This is a genomic window from Streptomyces sp. AA4 (assembly GCF_000158875.1).
In the GTDB taxonomy this organism is placed as follows: Bacteria; Actinomycetota; Actinomycetes; order Mycobacteriales; family Pseudonocardiaceae; genus Amycolatopsis.
Genome location: NZ_GG657746.1, coordinates 590,547 through 603,471 on the forward strand (window position 1 = coordinate 590,547; position 12,925 = coordinate 603,471).

Genomic DNA, 12,925 nt, shown 5'->3' on the forward strand with positions numbered 1-12,925 from the left:
TGCGGGCAAACAAAACCGCCGTTCCGGGGTAACCGGAACGGCGGTCTCGATGGACTCGAAGGTCAGACGCCGATGGGGTGCCAGACCGTTTTCGCTTCCAGGTATCGCCGGAGCCGGGACAGGTCTGGTTCGGCCGTCCAGTCCGGTTCGACGTCCGGGACGGACAGGACTCGTTTCACCGTTCCGGCGGCTTCCTGGGCCAGGGTGACGCGGTCCTCGGGGGTCGCGCCGGTCGGGTCCAGGGCGTTGACGTCGCCGTGGGAGGCCAGCCATGGGCCCAGTTCCGCGGCGCGGCCGGTGAGGATGTTGGCGACCCCGCCGGGGACATCGGAGGTGGCCAGCACCTCGGACAGCGTGATGGCGGGCAGGGGGCGGTCCGCGCTGGAGACCAGGACTGCCGTCGAGCCGGTGGCCAGCACTGGGGCCAGCACCGTCACCAGGCCGAGCAGGGAGGACTCTTGCGGCGCGAGAACGCCGACGACTCCGGTGGGCTCGGGCGTGGTGAAGGAGAAATACGGCCCGGCGACCGGGTTGGCGGCACCGAGGACCGAGGCGATCTTGTCGGTCCAGCCCGCGTACCAGACCCAGCGGTCGATGGCAGCGTCCACAAGGGACTCGGCCTTCTTCGCGGCGACGCCCTCGCAGGCGGCCACCTCGGCGGCGAACTGGGCGCGGCGGCCTTCCATCACCTCGGCGACGCGGTAGAGCACCTGGCCGCGGTTGTATGCGGTTGCCGACGACCAACCCGGGAACGCCTTGCGGGCGGCGGACACCGCGTCGCGCAGGTCTTTGCGCGAGGCGTGGGCCGCGTTCGCCAGGAAAGCGCCCTTGGAATCGGTGACGGGGTAGACGCGGCCCGATTCCGAGCGCGGGAATTTGCCGCCGACATACAGCTTGTAGGTTTTGGCGACGGAAATCCGGTCAGACATTGAGGTAGGCCTCCAAACCGGTGCGTCCGCCTTCGCGGCCGAAACCGGACTCCTGGTAGCCCCCGAACGGGGCGGCGGGGTCGAAACGGTTGAACGTGTTGGCCCAGACCACGCCGGCCCGGAGCTGGTTCGCCATCCACAGGATGCGCGAGCCCTTCTCGGTCCAGATGCCCGCGGACAGTCCGTACGGCGTGTTGTTCGCCTTCGCCACGGCCTCTTCCGGCGTGCGGAAGGTGAGGACCGACAGCACCGGGCCGAAGATCTCCTCGCGCGCGATCCGCATCGACTGGTGGACTTCGGAGAACACCGTCGGCGCGAAGAAGAACCCGCGGTCCGGCACCGGGCACGGGCTGGTCCAGCGTTGCGCGCCTTCCGCGTCGCCGGATTCGACCAGGCCGCGGATCTTCGCCAGCTGCTCGGCCGAGTTGATCGCGCCGACGTCGGTGTTCTTGTCCAGCGGGTCGCCCAGCCGCAGCGTCGACACCCGGTACCGCAGCTTCTCCAGCACCTCCTCGGCCACCGATTCCTGCACCAGCAGCCGCGAGCCCGCGCAGCAGACGTGGCCCTGGTTGAAGAAGATCCCGTTGACGATCCCCTCGACCGCTTGGTCCAGCGGAGCGTCGTCGAACACCACGTTCGCCGCCTTGCCGCCGAGTTCCAGGGTCAGCTTCTTGCGGGTGCCCGCGACGGTGCGCTGGATCAGCTTGCCGACCTCGGTGGAACCGGTGAACGCGATCTTGTCGACGTCCGGATGCTCCACAATGGACGCACCGATGTCACCGGCGCCGGGCAGGATGTTCACGACGCCCGGCGGCAGTTCCGCCTGCTGGCAGATCTCGGCGAACACCAGCGCGCTCAGCGGCGTGGTCTCGGCGGGCTTCAGCACCACGGTGTTACCGGTGGCCAGCGCCGGTGCGATCTTCCACGCCAGCATCAGCAGCGGGAAGTTCCACGGGATCACCTGGCCGGCGACGCCGAGCGGCTTCGGGTCCGGCCCGTAGCCCGCGTAGCCGAGCTTGTCCGCCCAGCCTGCGTGGTAGAAGAAATGCGCGGCCGCGGTCGGCACGTCGGAATCGCGCGACTCCTTGATCGGCTTCCCGTTGTCCAGCGTTTCCAGCACCGCCAGCTCGCGCGAGCGTTCCTGGATCAGCCGCGCGATGCGGAACAGGTACTTCGCCCGCTCCGTGCCCGGCATTTTCGACCAGACCGACGTGTACGCCTTGCGCGCGGCCTTCACCGCGGTGTCCACATCGGACACAGACGCCGTGCCGACCTCGGCGAGGATCTCCTCGGTGGCCGGGTTGATCGTTTTGAGCGGCTCGCCGGACCCGTCGACGAACTCGCCGTTGACGAAGGGCTTGTAATGCTCTTTCAGATTGGCCAGCGCGCGCGATTCCGGCGCGGGCGCGTATTCGAAGATGCCCATGTCAGTCCACCGTCACGTAATCAGGGCCGCTGTAGTGGCCGTCCACCTGGGTGCGCCGCTGCAGCAGCAGGTCGTTGAGCAGGCTCGACGCGCCGAACCGGAACAGGTCCGGCGTGAGCCACTGCTCGCCCGCGACCTCGTGCACGGCGACGAGGTACTTGATCGCGTCCTTCGTCGTGCGGATCCCGCCCGCGGGTTTGACGCCGCGCAGTTCGCCGGTGCGCTCGTGCCAGTCGTGCACCGCCTGCAGCATCACGTGCGTGACCGGCAGCGTCGCGGCGGGCGACACCTTGCCGGTGGACGTCTTGATGAAGTCCCCGCCGGCCAGCAGGGCGAGCCAGGACGCGCGGCGGACGTTGTCGTACGTCGCCAGCTCGCCCGTTTCGAGGATCACCTTCAGGTGCGCCGAGCCGCAGGCCGCCTTCACCGCGCGGATCTCGTCGAACACCTCCAGGTAGCGGCCTTCGAGGAACGCGCCGCGGTCGATCACCATGTCGACCTCGTCCGCGCCCGCCTCGACGGCCAGCCGTGTGTCGGCGAGCTTCACCTCGCGGCTCGTGCGGCCCGCCGGGAAGCCGGTGGCGACGCTCGCCACCCGCACCCCGCTGCCCGCGAGCGCTTCGACGGCCGTCTCCACCAGGTCCGGGTACACGCACACGGCCGCGACGCGCGGGCAGTCCTGCCGCTCGGGGTCCGGCCGCATCGCTTTGGCGGCGAGCCCGCGGACCTTGCCGCGGGTGTCGGCTCCCTCGAGCGTGGTCAGGTCGACCATCGACACCGCGGTGTCGATCGCCCAGCGCTTGGCTTCCTTTTTGATGCTCCGGGTCGCGAGTCCCGCCGCGCGCTGCTCGACGCCGACCTGGTCGACACCGGGCAGCCCGTGCAGGAACCGCCGCAGGCTCGCTTCGTCGCGAGTGACGTCCGTCAGCGGCGACGGGGTTTCCGGCGCCGCTGACGGGCTGGTGGTAGCTGTCATACCGCTGAGTGTAGGTGCGCGACAGCAGGCGCCGGAGCGCTCACCGGAATCTGTGGACAGCTGGTCACGGCCGCGGAGTTGTCCACAGCCGCGCGGCGCGAGCGGCGGTTTTTGTCGGTGCCGTGTGCAGTCGGGTTCAGGACTCGATCTGCGGCGCGTTCAGGTCCTTGGCCGGCTTGCGGTACACGACGACGCCGCCCCAGAAACCGAGGCCGTTGATCGTCACCGTCGGGGCGGTCGGCGGCGCGGGCGGCGCGCCGGACTTGTCCTCCAGCATGAACGCGCCCATGAAGCCGATGCCGGTGACGTTCACGTTGATGTCGTCGGGGACGGTGATCTCGATCCCGCCCATGATCGCGATGGCGGTGATCGTGCTCGATTTCTCGGCGAACCGGGCGCTGCGCAGGTCGATTTCGGCTCCGCCCCAGAACGCGAAAGTCGTGTGCTGCTGCGGCAGGACCCAGCTGCCCTTGCGCACCGCCCCGGACATCACGCCGATCGACATCGCGGAACCGGGATGCCCGCCGATGCGGTTGTCGGGCAGCCCGAGCGCGCGCGAGGGGGCGGGTTGCAGCGAGGCCGACGCGGTGGCGGCGAGCGCGGCGCTGCCGGGCAGATCGGCGGTCACCGGTTTCAGGTCGGCGAACGTTTTCGCCGAGTAGACGCTGGAAAGCCGCTCCTCCAGCTCGTCGATCGTGATGCGGCCTTCGGACAGCGCCTGGTGCAGTACCTGCGCGACCTGCTCCCGGTCAGCGTCCGACACGCGCATCTGGTCCGGGCCCGGCGTGGCTGGGTCTTCACTCACCTGGGGCAGCCTAGCCCTGTCGGGTCCGGCTCGGGTCCGTCGAACGGTGGATAGGGGGATCATGGCGTGATGGATGCTGCGTTGGCGGGGACTCTCGTGCTTCCGGACGGGGCTCGGGTGCGGGCCCGTGGGCTGGGGAAGCCGAGGCCGGAGGGGCCGGAGCCGGAGTTCGGGTTGTATCTGGGGTCGCGGCGGATGCGGGCACGGTACGACCCGTTGCTGGGGTGGGAGCGGCGGTGGGTGCTTTGGCCGGACTTCTTGCTGCCGCGGGATCGGGAGGACGCCCGGTCGCAGATTTTGGGGTTGCACGAGCGGGCGGTTGCTGGGGAGGCCGTGGAGGTGGCTTGTCTTGGCGGGGTCGGGCGTAGTGGGACTGTGCTGGCTTGTTTGGTGACGGTCGGTGGGGTGGGGCCGGGGGAGGCTGTCGCTTGGGTGCGGAGGGAGCATCATCCGCGGGCGGTGGAGACTCCTTGGCAGCGGCGGTGGGTTCGGTGGTTTGCGGAGTCTTTGTAGGGGGGCTGTCTCGGCTCGTCGCCCTGGCGGGCGACATTGCCGTCCCTGGTTGCGTGGGGCACCCCGAAGCTTGATTGTGCTGACGGTCTGGGGGTGCTTGTCAAGGCGGGAAAGATGCCTTGACAAGCACCCCCAGACCGCAGGGCGGCTTCGTATCGGGGTGCGGGGGAGGGGCTGGGTGCCTCGATAGTTGGGTGCATCGGTGCGGTGGTGTGGGTGGGTAATGGGGCCCACGAAGGTGAGGGGGAAAGGGTGGCGTGCTTCTCGTTGGCAGCTAAGTTGTCGGCATGGATGTGCAGGTAGTCGATCACCCGCTGGCCAAGGCTCGTCTTTCGACTATGCGGGATGCTCGGACGGACAGTGCTGCGTTTCGGGCTGCGTTGCATGAGTTGACTGTCATGCTCGTCTACGAAGCCACGCGGGACGCTCCGGTGCGGACCGAGCGCATTCATACTCCGGTTGCGCGCACTGATGCTTATCGGCTTGCCAGTCCGCCGTTGCTCGTGCCTGTTTTGCGGGCTGGGCTGGGGATGGCTGACCAGGCGCACAAGCTGATCCCGGACGCGCAAATGGGGTTCGTCGGTCTCGCTCGCGACGAGGAGACGCTCAAGCCGACGCCGTACCTCGAATCGCTGCCCGAATCGCTTGCGGACCGGCCGGTGCTGGTGCTCGATCCGATGCTCGCGACTGGCGGTTCGATGGAGTACACGATTCGTCTGCTCATCGACCGGGGCGCTACGGATGTCACCGCTATCTGTGCGCTCGCCGCGCCGGAGGGGCTGGCGCATCTGGAGCAGACTGGGCTGCCGCTTCGGGTGGTCACGTCGAGCATCGACGAGCGGCTCAACGACTCCGGATTCATCGTGCCGGGGCTCGGCGACGCGGGAGACCGGCAGTACGGCGCTAGGTAAGCCAGCCGGAAGCGTTGGCGTGCAAGGCTTTCTCGTACGCGTCGGAAACGCTGAAGCCGTCCGGCAAGCGGCCGGAGAGTTCCAGGGACACCAGGCCGTGCACGAAACCCCACAGGCTCACCGTGATCAGTTCCGGTGCGACGTCCTGGAACTGGCCGGACGTCACGGCGGCGCGGACTACCCCCATCAGCGGGGCGAGGGTGGCCTGGGCGACCTCGTCGGCCTCGGCGTTCGGTTCGAAGCCGGGCACGGAGCGGCTGAACATGATCGCGTACAGGTGCGGGTCGGCCAGTGCGCTTTCGCGGTAGGCGACGCCCAGGCGCACGAGGTCGGGTACCGGCTCGCCGGACAGGGGGACCCTCGCCAGCCGGGCGCCGAAGCGGCGGAAGCCTTCCACGTACAGGGCGTTCACCAGGTCCGGTTTGCTCCCGAACAGCGAGTACACCGCGGTGGTCGACGTGCCGGAGTCGGCGGCCAGTTTGCGCAGCGACAGGGCCTTGGGGCCGTCGGCGGAGATCAGTTCGCCTGCCCGATCCAGGAGCTTCAGCCGGAGGGTTTCGTCGTGCGTACGGGGGCGAGGCATGTACCCAGCGTAACGCAACAACGTTATAAAACGCGACCGCGACCGGCGGTTTCAGATTTGACCTGGAGTGCACTCCAGGTCGTACTGTCGAGCGCATGAGCTACTCGATAGCGGAAGCCGCACGACGTAGCGGCCTGTCGATCGACACCCTCAGGTACTACGAACGGATCAAGCTTCTCGAACCGCCCGCTCGCGATTCGGCGGGGCGGCGCGCCTACTCCGACGAGGACCTGAACTGGCTCGGCTTCCTCACGAAGCTGCGGCTCACCGGCATGCCGATCAAGAGCATGCGCGAGTACGCCTCGCTGCGCAGGCACGGGGTGGCCAGCGCGGGACGGCGCAAGGCGATCCTGGTGGAGCAACGGCAATCGGTCGCCGACCGCATCGCCGAGCTGCAGGGTTGTCTCGACATTCTGGACTACAAGATCGCCAACTACGAGCAGATCGAGCGCAAGGCCTTTGGCGTAGCGCCCGAAATGGAGGGAATTTCCGCGTGATCGGTACGAGGAAGCTCGGCGCACTGGAGGTCGGGGCACAGGGGCTCGGCTGCATGGGGATGAGCGCGGCCTACGGCGTGCGCGACAACGACAGCGAGTCCATCGCCACCATCCACCGGGCGCTGGAGCTGGGGGTGACCCTGCTCGACACGGCCAACGTGTACGGCGCGGGGGAGAACGAGAAGCTCGTCGGCAAGGCCATCGCCGACCGTCGCGACCAGGTGGTTCTCGCGACGAAGTTCGGCATCGTGCACACCGCCGAGGGCATGACCGCGCGCGGGGACGCCGCGTATGTGAAGCAGTGCTGCGACGAATCGCTGCAGCGGCTCGGGATCGACCACATCGACCTCTACTACCAGCACCGCGTCGACCCGAACGTCCCGATCGAGGAGACCTGGGGCGCGCTGGCCGAGCTGGTCCAGGCCGGAAAGATCCGCTTCGCCGGGATTTCCGAGGCGGGCGCCGACACCATCCGCCGGGCGCACGCGGTGCATCCGGTCACCGCGCTGCAGAGCGAATGGTCGCTGTGGACGCGCGGCATCGAGGACGAGATCCTCGGCACCTGCCGCGAACTGGGAGTCGGAATCGTGCCGTTCTCGCCGCTCGGCCGCGGATTCCTGACCGGCGCGGTCACCTCGGTGCAGGAGCTGCCCGAGGGGGACATGCGCCGGACCCTGCCGCGGTTCGCCGAGGACAACTTCGCGCGCAACATGGCGATCGTCGAGGCGCTGCGCGCGCTGGCCGCCGACAAGGGCGTCACGGCGGGGCAGCTCGCGCTCGCCTGGGTGCAGTCCCAGGGGGCCGACGTCGTGCCGATCCCGGGGACGAAGCGGCGGAAGTACCTGGAAGAGAACGTCGGCGCGGCCGAGCTGGAACTGTCCGAAGAGGACATCGCGGCCATCGAGAAGGCCGCTCCGGCCGAAGCGGTCGCGGGCGAGCGGTACCCGGAGGCGCTCGCGCGCGTCACCGGCAAGTAGCGGCTGAACCCGGTGCCCCGCTTCCGTCGCGGGGCACCGGGTGTCCCGAAGACCGGGTACGTTCTGAGGGATTTCTGAGATCTTCCGACCACTCTGATCGCCGTCAGATCAAGGCGAGCGGGAGGTCGGTGTCATGGCGGACGTGCTGGACTACCTGGTGGTCGGAGCCGGGCCGGCGGGATTGCAGCTCGGGCGGCAGCTGGGCGGGGCCGGGCGCAGCTACCTGGTCCTGGAGCGCGGGTCCGTGCCCGCCGCGTTCTTCACGCGCTTTCCCCGGCATCGCACGCTCATCTCGGTCAACAAAAAGTACACCGGCTGGACCGACCCCGAGCTGAACCTCCGGGTCGACTGGAACTCGTTGCTCGACGACGGGCCCGACCCGCTCGTGTTCACCGACTACAGCGCCGAGATGTTCCCGCCCGCGGAGGCGTTTCTCCGCTACACCGCCGATTACGCGGCGAAACACGACGTCAAAATCCGGTACGACACCGAGGTTACGCGAATTTCGCGCGCGGACGACGTCTTCACGGTCACCGCCGCGGACGGGGAAACGTTCCGCGCCCGGCGGCTGGTCATGGCGACCGGCGTGACCAAACCGTACGTCCCGGACGTGCCGGGGATGGACCTGGTCGACCAGTACTCCGATTACGACACGGATCCCGAGCAGTTCATCAATCAGCGCGTTCTCGTGCTGGGCAAGGGAAACTCCGCCTTCGAGACCGCTGACAGCATCAACGCTTACGCCGCGGTGCTGCATGTCGCAGGGCCGCGGCCGGTCAAACTTGCTTGGCGGACGCACTTCGTCGGACACCTCCGCGCGTTCAACGCCGGGGTGCTCGACATGTACCAACTCAAGCTGCAGCACGCGATTCTCGACGGCGACGTCCGCGAGATCACCAAGGACGACGACGGCTACCACGTCAAATTCGCCTTCGCTCGCGCCAATGAGCTGGTCAAGGAAATTCGCTACGACCGGGTGATCGCCGCGACCGGATTCCGGTTCGATGCGTCAATGTTCGACGAGGACTGCCGTCCGGAGATGACGATCAACGACCGGTTCCCGGCGCAGACCTCGTCGTGGGAATCCGTGAACGTGCCCGGGCTCTACTTCGCCGGGACGATCACTCAGGCTCGCGATTTCAAGAAGGCGACCAGCGCGTTCATCCACGGCTACCGCTACGGCGTGCGCGCGCTTTCCAAGGTGCTCGACGAGCGTTACCACGACACTGAATGGCCGAACACGGTGGTGGCCAACAAGACCAGCGAACTGGTCGACGCGGTCATTCAGCGGATCAACCGCACTTCCGCGCTGTACCAGCAGTTCGGGTTCCTCGCCGACGTTCTCGTGGTCGACGGCGACCAGGCCCGATACTACGAGGAAGTCCCGGTCGACCGATTCAAGGACACGGAACTGGGCCAGAGCGCCAACGCGTTCGTGATCACTCTCGACTACGGCCCGGACCACGACAAGATCGACCCGTTCGACTTCACCGTCACGCGCGCGAGCCAGGACGTCGCGAACGATTCCGGCGAGGGGCATTACCTGCATCCGATCGTCCGGCATTACCAGGGCGGTGAGTTGGTCGCGACCCACCATGTCGCCGAGAACCTCGAAAACGAGTGGAACCGCCCGGTGCACGTGGACGCGTTGACGGCCTTCTTCACCAAGCAGCTCTGACATGCGCACGATCGCGGAGCTGGAAGCCATCGCGCGCGAACGGATGGAGTCAGCGCACTACGACTATTACGCTGGTGGCGCGGGCGAAGAAGCCACCTTGCGCGCCAACGAAGAAGAATTCCGCCGCCGGGTGCTCGTGCCGCGAGCACTGCGCGGAGTCGGCAAACGCGACCTGAGGGTGGAAATCGCCGGGTCGCCGTTGTCGATGCCGATTTTGGTTTGCCCGACAGCATTCCATCGCCTCGCGCATCCGGACGGAGAACTCGCGACCGCACAAGCCACTGCGGAAGCGAGCACAGTCTTCGTATGCAGCATGGCTTCGACGACGGCGGTGGAGGATGTCGCCAAGGTCGCCGACGTGTTCTGGTTCCAGCTGTATCCGCAGTCGGACCGGGAGTTCACCGAATCAGTCATTAGCCGAGCGGAGAACGCTGGCGCGCGAGCCTTGGTGGTGACAGTCGATTCCGCAGTGCGCGGACGGAGGGAACGCGAATACCGCCACGGTTTCCATGACCTTCCGCCAGGGCTGGCCGCCGAGAACATGCGCGACAACACCGGCCGCGTGCGCGACATCGAGATGCCCGCCGACCTGACCTGGGACGATCTCGCCTGGTTGCGTAAAGCCACGAAAATGCCGGTGCTGCTCAAGGGCGTACTGCATCCGGAAGACGCCCGACGCGCGGTGGCAGTGGGAATCGACGGGCTCGTCGTGTCCAACCACGGCGGCCGACAGCTCGACGGCGCAATTTCGAGCATGGCCGCACTCCCCGAAATCGTGTCCGTTGTGGACGGTCAAATTCCGGTGCTTCTCGACGGTGGCGTGCGAAGCGGAGCGGACGTCGTCAAGGCGCTCGCCCTCGGCGCGGACGCGGTCGGCGTCGGCAGGCCGGTGCTGTGGGGGCTCGCCGCGGCGGGGCAGGAGGGAGTCGCCGAGGTGCTGGAACGGCTGCGCGAGGAAACCGACACCGCACTCGGGCTGTGCGGCGCGCGTACGCCCGGCGAGCTGACCGCGGACCTGGTCCGATGAAACGGCTCGTGCTCGCCGCGGCGGCCGGGCTGGTCGCCACGAGCCCGAAGTGGCTGCCCGGCCGGGTCGTCGCGCTGCGGAACCGGATTTTCGCGCTGGTCAACGGAGACGAGGGCTACCAGGTGCCGGTCGAGGACTTCCGCCGCGTGTACGCCGATCCGGCGGCCGACGGACGCAGCGAGGGCGCCGCGCTGTCCGACCTGTTCTGGTACTGGCTCGCACCCGGACCCCAGGTGCACCAGGAACATCTGGAGCCGGGCCCGCGCTACGACGAGGTCGCGAAAACCACCCGGGCCATCCTGGTCAAGTCGAAGGCCGAATCGCAGGCGCTGACCGAACGGGTCGCCGCGCGCGTACTCGACCGGATCGAAACCGGGCCGGGACGGCTGCTTCGGCTGCGCGACGAGATGATGCCGGTCTGGGCCGAGCTGTACTACGAGCTGGTGTTCGAGGAAGAATGCCCGCCAGAGGCCCGGGACCTGATCGTCGGGCATGCTGACGACGTCGTGTCCGCACTGAAGTGCGTACGCCCGCGCAACATGCGCCGTCGAGCCCGGCTCACCGAGTACCTGCGCCGCCGCCTCGACGACGTACCGCATCCGCTGCCGTCCCGGCTCACCCGCGAGGAGCAGGTCTTCTATCTGCAAGGGACGTTCTTCAACACCGCGGTCGTGCAGATGTCCGAAGCGATGGCGCACCTGCTGATGGTGCTCGCCGAACACCCGCAAGTGCAGCGGCGGCTCGCGGAAAACCCGGACGACGACGAGTATTTCGACCGTGTGCTGGACGAATGCCTGCGCACGTACCCGCTCTTCGGCATCGCACACCGCATCACCACCGGCGACATCCAGCTCGCGGACCGGACTATCGACGCGGGTACCGTGCTGCTGTTCAGCTATCCGGAGTTCCACCACGCCGGAGTGGACCGTCCGGAGGAGTTCGACCCGGAGCGTTGGGCCGGTTGCCCCGCGCACCAGCAGAGAAATTTCTTGCCGTTCGGCGTCGCGCAGAACCGGCCGTGCCCGGCGCGCGGCCTCGCCCCGGTGACCATGCGCGTGGTCACCAGGGAATTCCTGCGGCGGTTCGCCCTCGCCACGAGCGCCGCGCACACCCGGTCGATTCCCAATCGCGGGCCGGTTTTCGCCACCCCGCGCGGATCGCGGAGAAATCCCCGCACCGCATTGGCCTATCTGGCGGTGCGCGATCGCTGGGAAGACGTGTGGCGCAGCCTCGCGCAGCTGGTGTTCGGCACCTACATGGTGCTCGACGCGCGCCGGCTGAAGTTGTGCACCAGACACTTCCAAGGAGGAACCCGATGAGTGCCGTCGAAGCCGCACCCGCGTTTTTCCTGGCGGCGGTCGTGATCCTGGTGGCCTGCCGGGCGGTGAACGCGCTCGCGGTGCGGCTCGGGCAGCCGCCGGTGGTGGGCGAGATGGTGACCGGCGTGCTGCTCGGCCCGTCGCTGCTCGGGCTCGTGGCTCCCGGCGGGCAGGAATGGCTGTTCCCGGATTCGGTGCGGACGCTGCTGTATCTCGGCGGCCAGATCGGGCTGGTCATCTACATGTTCGGCGCGGGTTACGAATTCCGGCTGAGTGCACTCAAAGAAGGGAGGAAAACCGTCGCGGCGGTCTCCGCCGCGGGCACAGTCGTGCCGCTCGCGCTCGGCGTGGGGGTGAGCGTGCTCGGCGCGAACTGGGCCGGAATCCTGAAACCCGGGGTATCGCCGGTGGTTTCGGCGGCGTTCGTCGCGGTGGCGCTCGCGATCACGGCGTTCCCGATGATGGCCCGGATAATCACCGAACGAGGCTTGGGCAGCACCAGGTTCGGCTCGCTCGCGCTCGCTTGCGGCGCGCTCGACGACGTGCTCGCCTGGATCCTGCTCGCCGTCGTACTCGGCATGCACGCCGGCACCGCCGGTCCGGTCGCGACGGCCATCGGCGGCGGGGTGCTGTTCGTGCTGCTGGTGTGGCTGGTGGTCCGCCGGATCGTGGCGCGGGTGATGGCCAACCCGCGGGTGCCGGTGGATCAGCGGATGCTCGTCACCGCCATGTTCCTGTTCGGCGCCGCGTGGTTCACCGACGTCATCGGCCTGTACGCGGTGTTCGGCGCGTTCATGCTCGGGTTGGTTTTCCCGCGCGGCGAGGCGGCCGACGCGGTGCTCGCGCGGATCATGCCGGTCGGCCGGGTCGTGTTCCTGCCGCTGTTCTTCACCTATTCCGGCCTCAACACGCGATTCGCACTCCTCGCCGACCCGAAGCTGCTGCTGTTCGCGCTGGTTTGCATCGCGGTCGCGGTGGTCGGCAAACTCGGTGCCTCGTGGGGCGCGGCGCGAATGACCGGCGAACCGCAACCGGTCGCGTTGCGGATCGGCGTGCTGGTGAACGCGCGTGGATTGATGCAATTGGTGGCATTGAACGTTGGGCTGTCCGCCGGAATCGTTTCGCCCGCTCTGTTCACTGTGCTGGTGCTCGTCGCGCTCGTCACCACGATCATGACCTCGCCGGTGCTCGGCTGGCTGGACAAACGCGACGCCCGCCGGTACGCGGACGGGGAAATGCCCGAATTTCTCCTGACCGGGCGAAGCTGAACGATTGCCTACGAAA

General features: G+C 68.0%; 13 protein-coding genes. 8 read left to right on the forward strand and 5 right to left on the reverse strand.

Translation table 11 applies throughout. From position 1 onward, the window contains the following. Positions 1-62: 62 nt before the first annotated feature. The 4 genes from SSMG_RS02900 to SSMG_RS02915 form a co-directional block, all read right to left on the reverse strand. Positions 63-929 carry an aldehyde dehydrogenase family protein gene (locus SSMG_RS02900; RefSeq protein WP_009072620.1) on the reverse strand — a complete coding sequence of 289 codons (867 nt, stop codon included), beginning with the start codon at positions 927-929 and terminating at the stop codon, positions 63-65. Then, entirely contained in the window at positions 922-2,355 is a 1,434-nt protein-coding gene (locus SSMG_RS02905; RefSeq protein ID WP_009072622.1) for an aldehyde dehydrogenase family protein, read from the reverse strand. The genes SSMG_RS02900 and SSMG_RS02905 overlap by 8 nt, the downstream gene beginning before the upstream one ends. A 1-nt stretch (position 2,356) precedes the next feature. Further along, positions 2,357-3,331, reverse strand: coding sequence for a deoxyribose-phosphate aldolase (gene deoC / locus SSMG_RS02910; RefSeq protein ID WP_009072624.1), 975 nt, complete (start codon positions 3,329-3,331; stop codon positions 2,357-2,359). Positions 3,332-3,467: 136 nt separating this feature from the next. Further along, the gene (locus SSMG_RS02915; RefSeq protein WP_199785774.1) at positions 3,468-4,136 is read right to left on the reverse strand and encodes a DUF1707 domain-containing protein; all 669 of its coding nucleotides are present in this window, start codon (positions 4,134-4,136) and stop codon (positions 3,468-3,470) included. A 69-nt stretch (positions 4,137-4,205) separates the two neighbouring features. Between SSMG_RS02915 and SSMG_RS47880 the strand changes: the two genes are divergently transcribed. After that, positions 4,206-4,649 carry a protein-tyrosine-phosphatase gene (locus SSMG_RS47880; protein ID WP_009072628.1) on the forward strand — a complete coding sequence of 148 codons (444 nt, stop codon included), beginning with the start codon at positions 4,206-4,208 and terminating at the stop codon, positions 4,647-4,649. 287 nt (positions 4,650-4,936) lie between these two features. Further along, positions 4,937-5,560, forward strand: coding sequence for a uracil phosphoribosyltransferase (gene upp / locus SSMG_RS02925; RefSeq protein ID WP_009072629.1), 624 nt, complete (start codon positions 4,937-4,939; stop codon positions 5,558-5,560). Here upp and SSMG_RS02930 read toward each other — a convergent pair. Further along, positions 5,553-6,143: a TetR/AcrR family transcriptional regulator gene (locus SSMG_RS02930; RefSeq protein ID WP_009072631.1), complete on the reverse strand. Its 591-nt coding sequence runs from the start codon at positions 6,141-6,143 to the stop codon at positions 5,553-5,555. The genes upp and SSMG_RS02930 overlap by 8 nt on opposite strands. Positions 6,144-6,238: 95 nt before the next feature. Here SSMG_RS02930 and SSMG_RS02935 point away from each other — a divergent pair, with 95 nt between their 5' ends. The 6 genes from SSMG_RS02935 to SSMG_RS02960 all read left to right on the forward strand — a co-directional run bounded on the left by SSMG_RS02935 (position 6,239) and on the right by SSMG_RS02960 (position 12,909). Beyond that, positions 6,239-6,640: a MerR family transcriptional regulator gene (locus tag SSMG_RS02935; protein ID WP_009072633.1), complete on the forward strand. Its 402-nt coding sequence runs from the start codon at positions 6,239-6,241 to the stop codon at positions 6,638-6,640. Positions 6,641-6,693: 53 nt separating this feature from the next. Continuing rightward, positions 6,694-7,617, forward strand: a complete 924-nt coding sequence (locus SSMG_RS02940) for an aldo/keto reductase (protein ID WP_078561053.1) — start codon at positions 6,694-6,696, stop codon at positions 7,615-7,617. Positions 7,618-7,750: 133 nt separating this feature from the next. Beyond that, a complete protein-coding gene (locus tag SSMG_RS02945; protein ID WP_009072637.1) occupies positions 7,751-9,295 on the forward strand; it encodes an NAD(P)-binding domain-containing protein in 1,545 nt (514 codons plus the stop codon). Between the two features lies 1 nt (position 9,296). Next, positions 9,297-10,322, forward strand: a complete 1,026-nt coding sequence (locus tag SSMG_RS02950) for an alpha-hydroxy acid oxidase (protein ID WP_037712369.1) — start codon at positions 9,297-9,299, stop codon at positions 10,320-10,322. Then, positions 10,319-11,641, forward strand: a complete 1,323-nt coding sequence (locus SSMG_RS02955) for a cytochrome P450 (RefSeq protein ID WP_037712371.1) — start codon at positions 10,319-10,321, stop codon at positions 11,639-11,641. The genes SSMG_RS02950 and SSMG_RS02955 overlap by 4 nt, the downstream gene beginning before the upstream one ends. Beyond that, positions 11,638-12,909, forward strand: a complete 1,272-nt coding sequence (locus SSMG_RS02960; RefSeq protein WP_037712374.1) for a cation:proton antiporter — start codon at positions 11,638-11,640, stop codon at positions 12,907-12,909. The genes SSMG_RS02955 and SSMG_RS02960 overlap by 4 nt, the downstream gene beginning before the upstream one ends. The last annotated feature ends 16 nt before the right edge of the window (positions 12,910-12,925 follow it).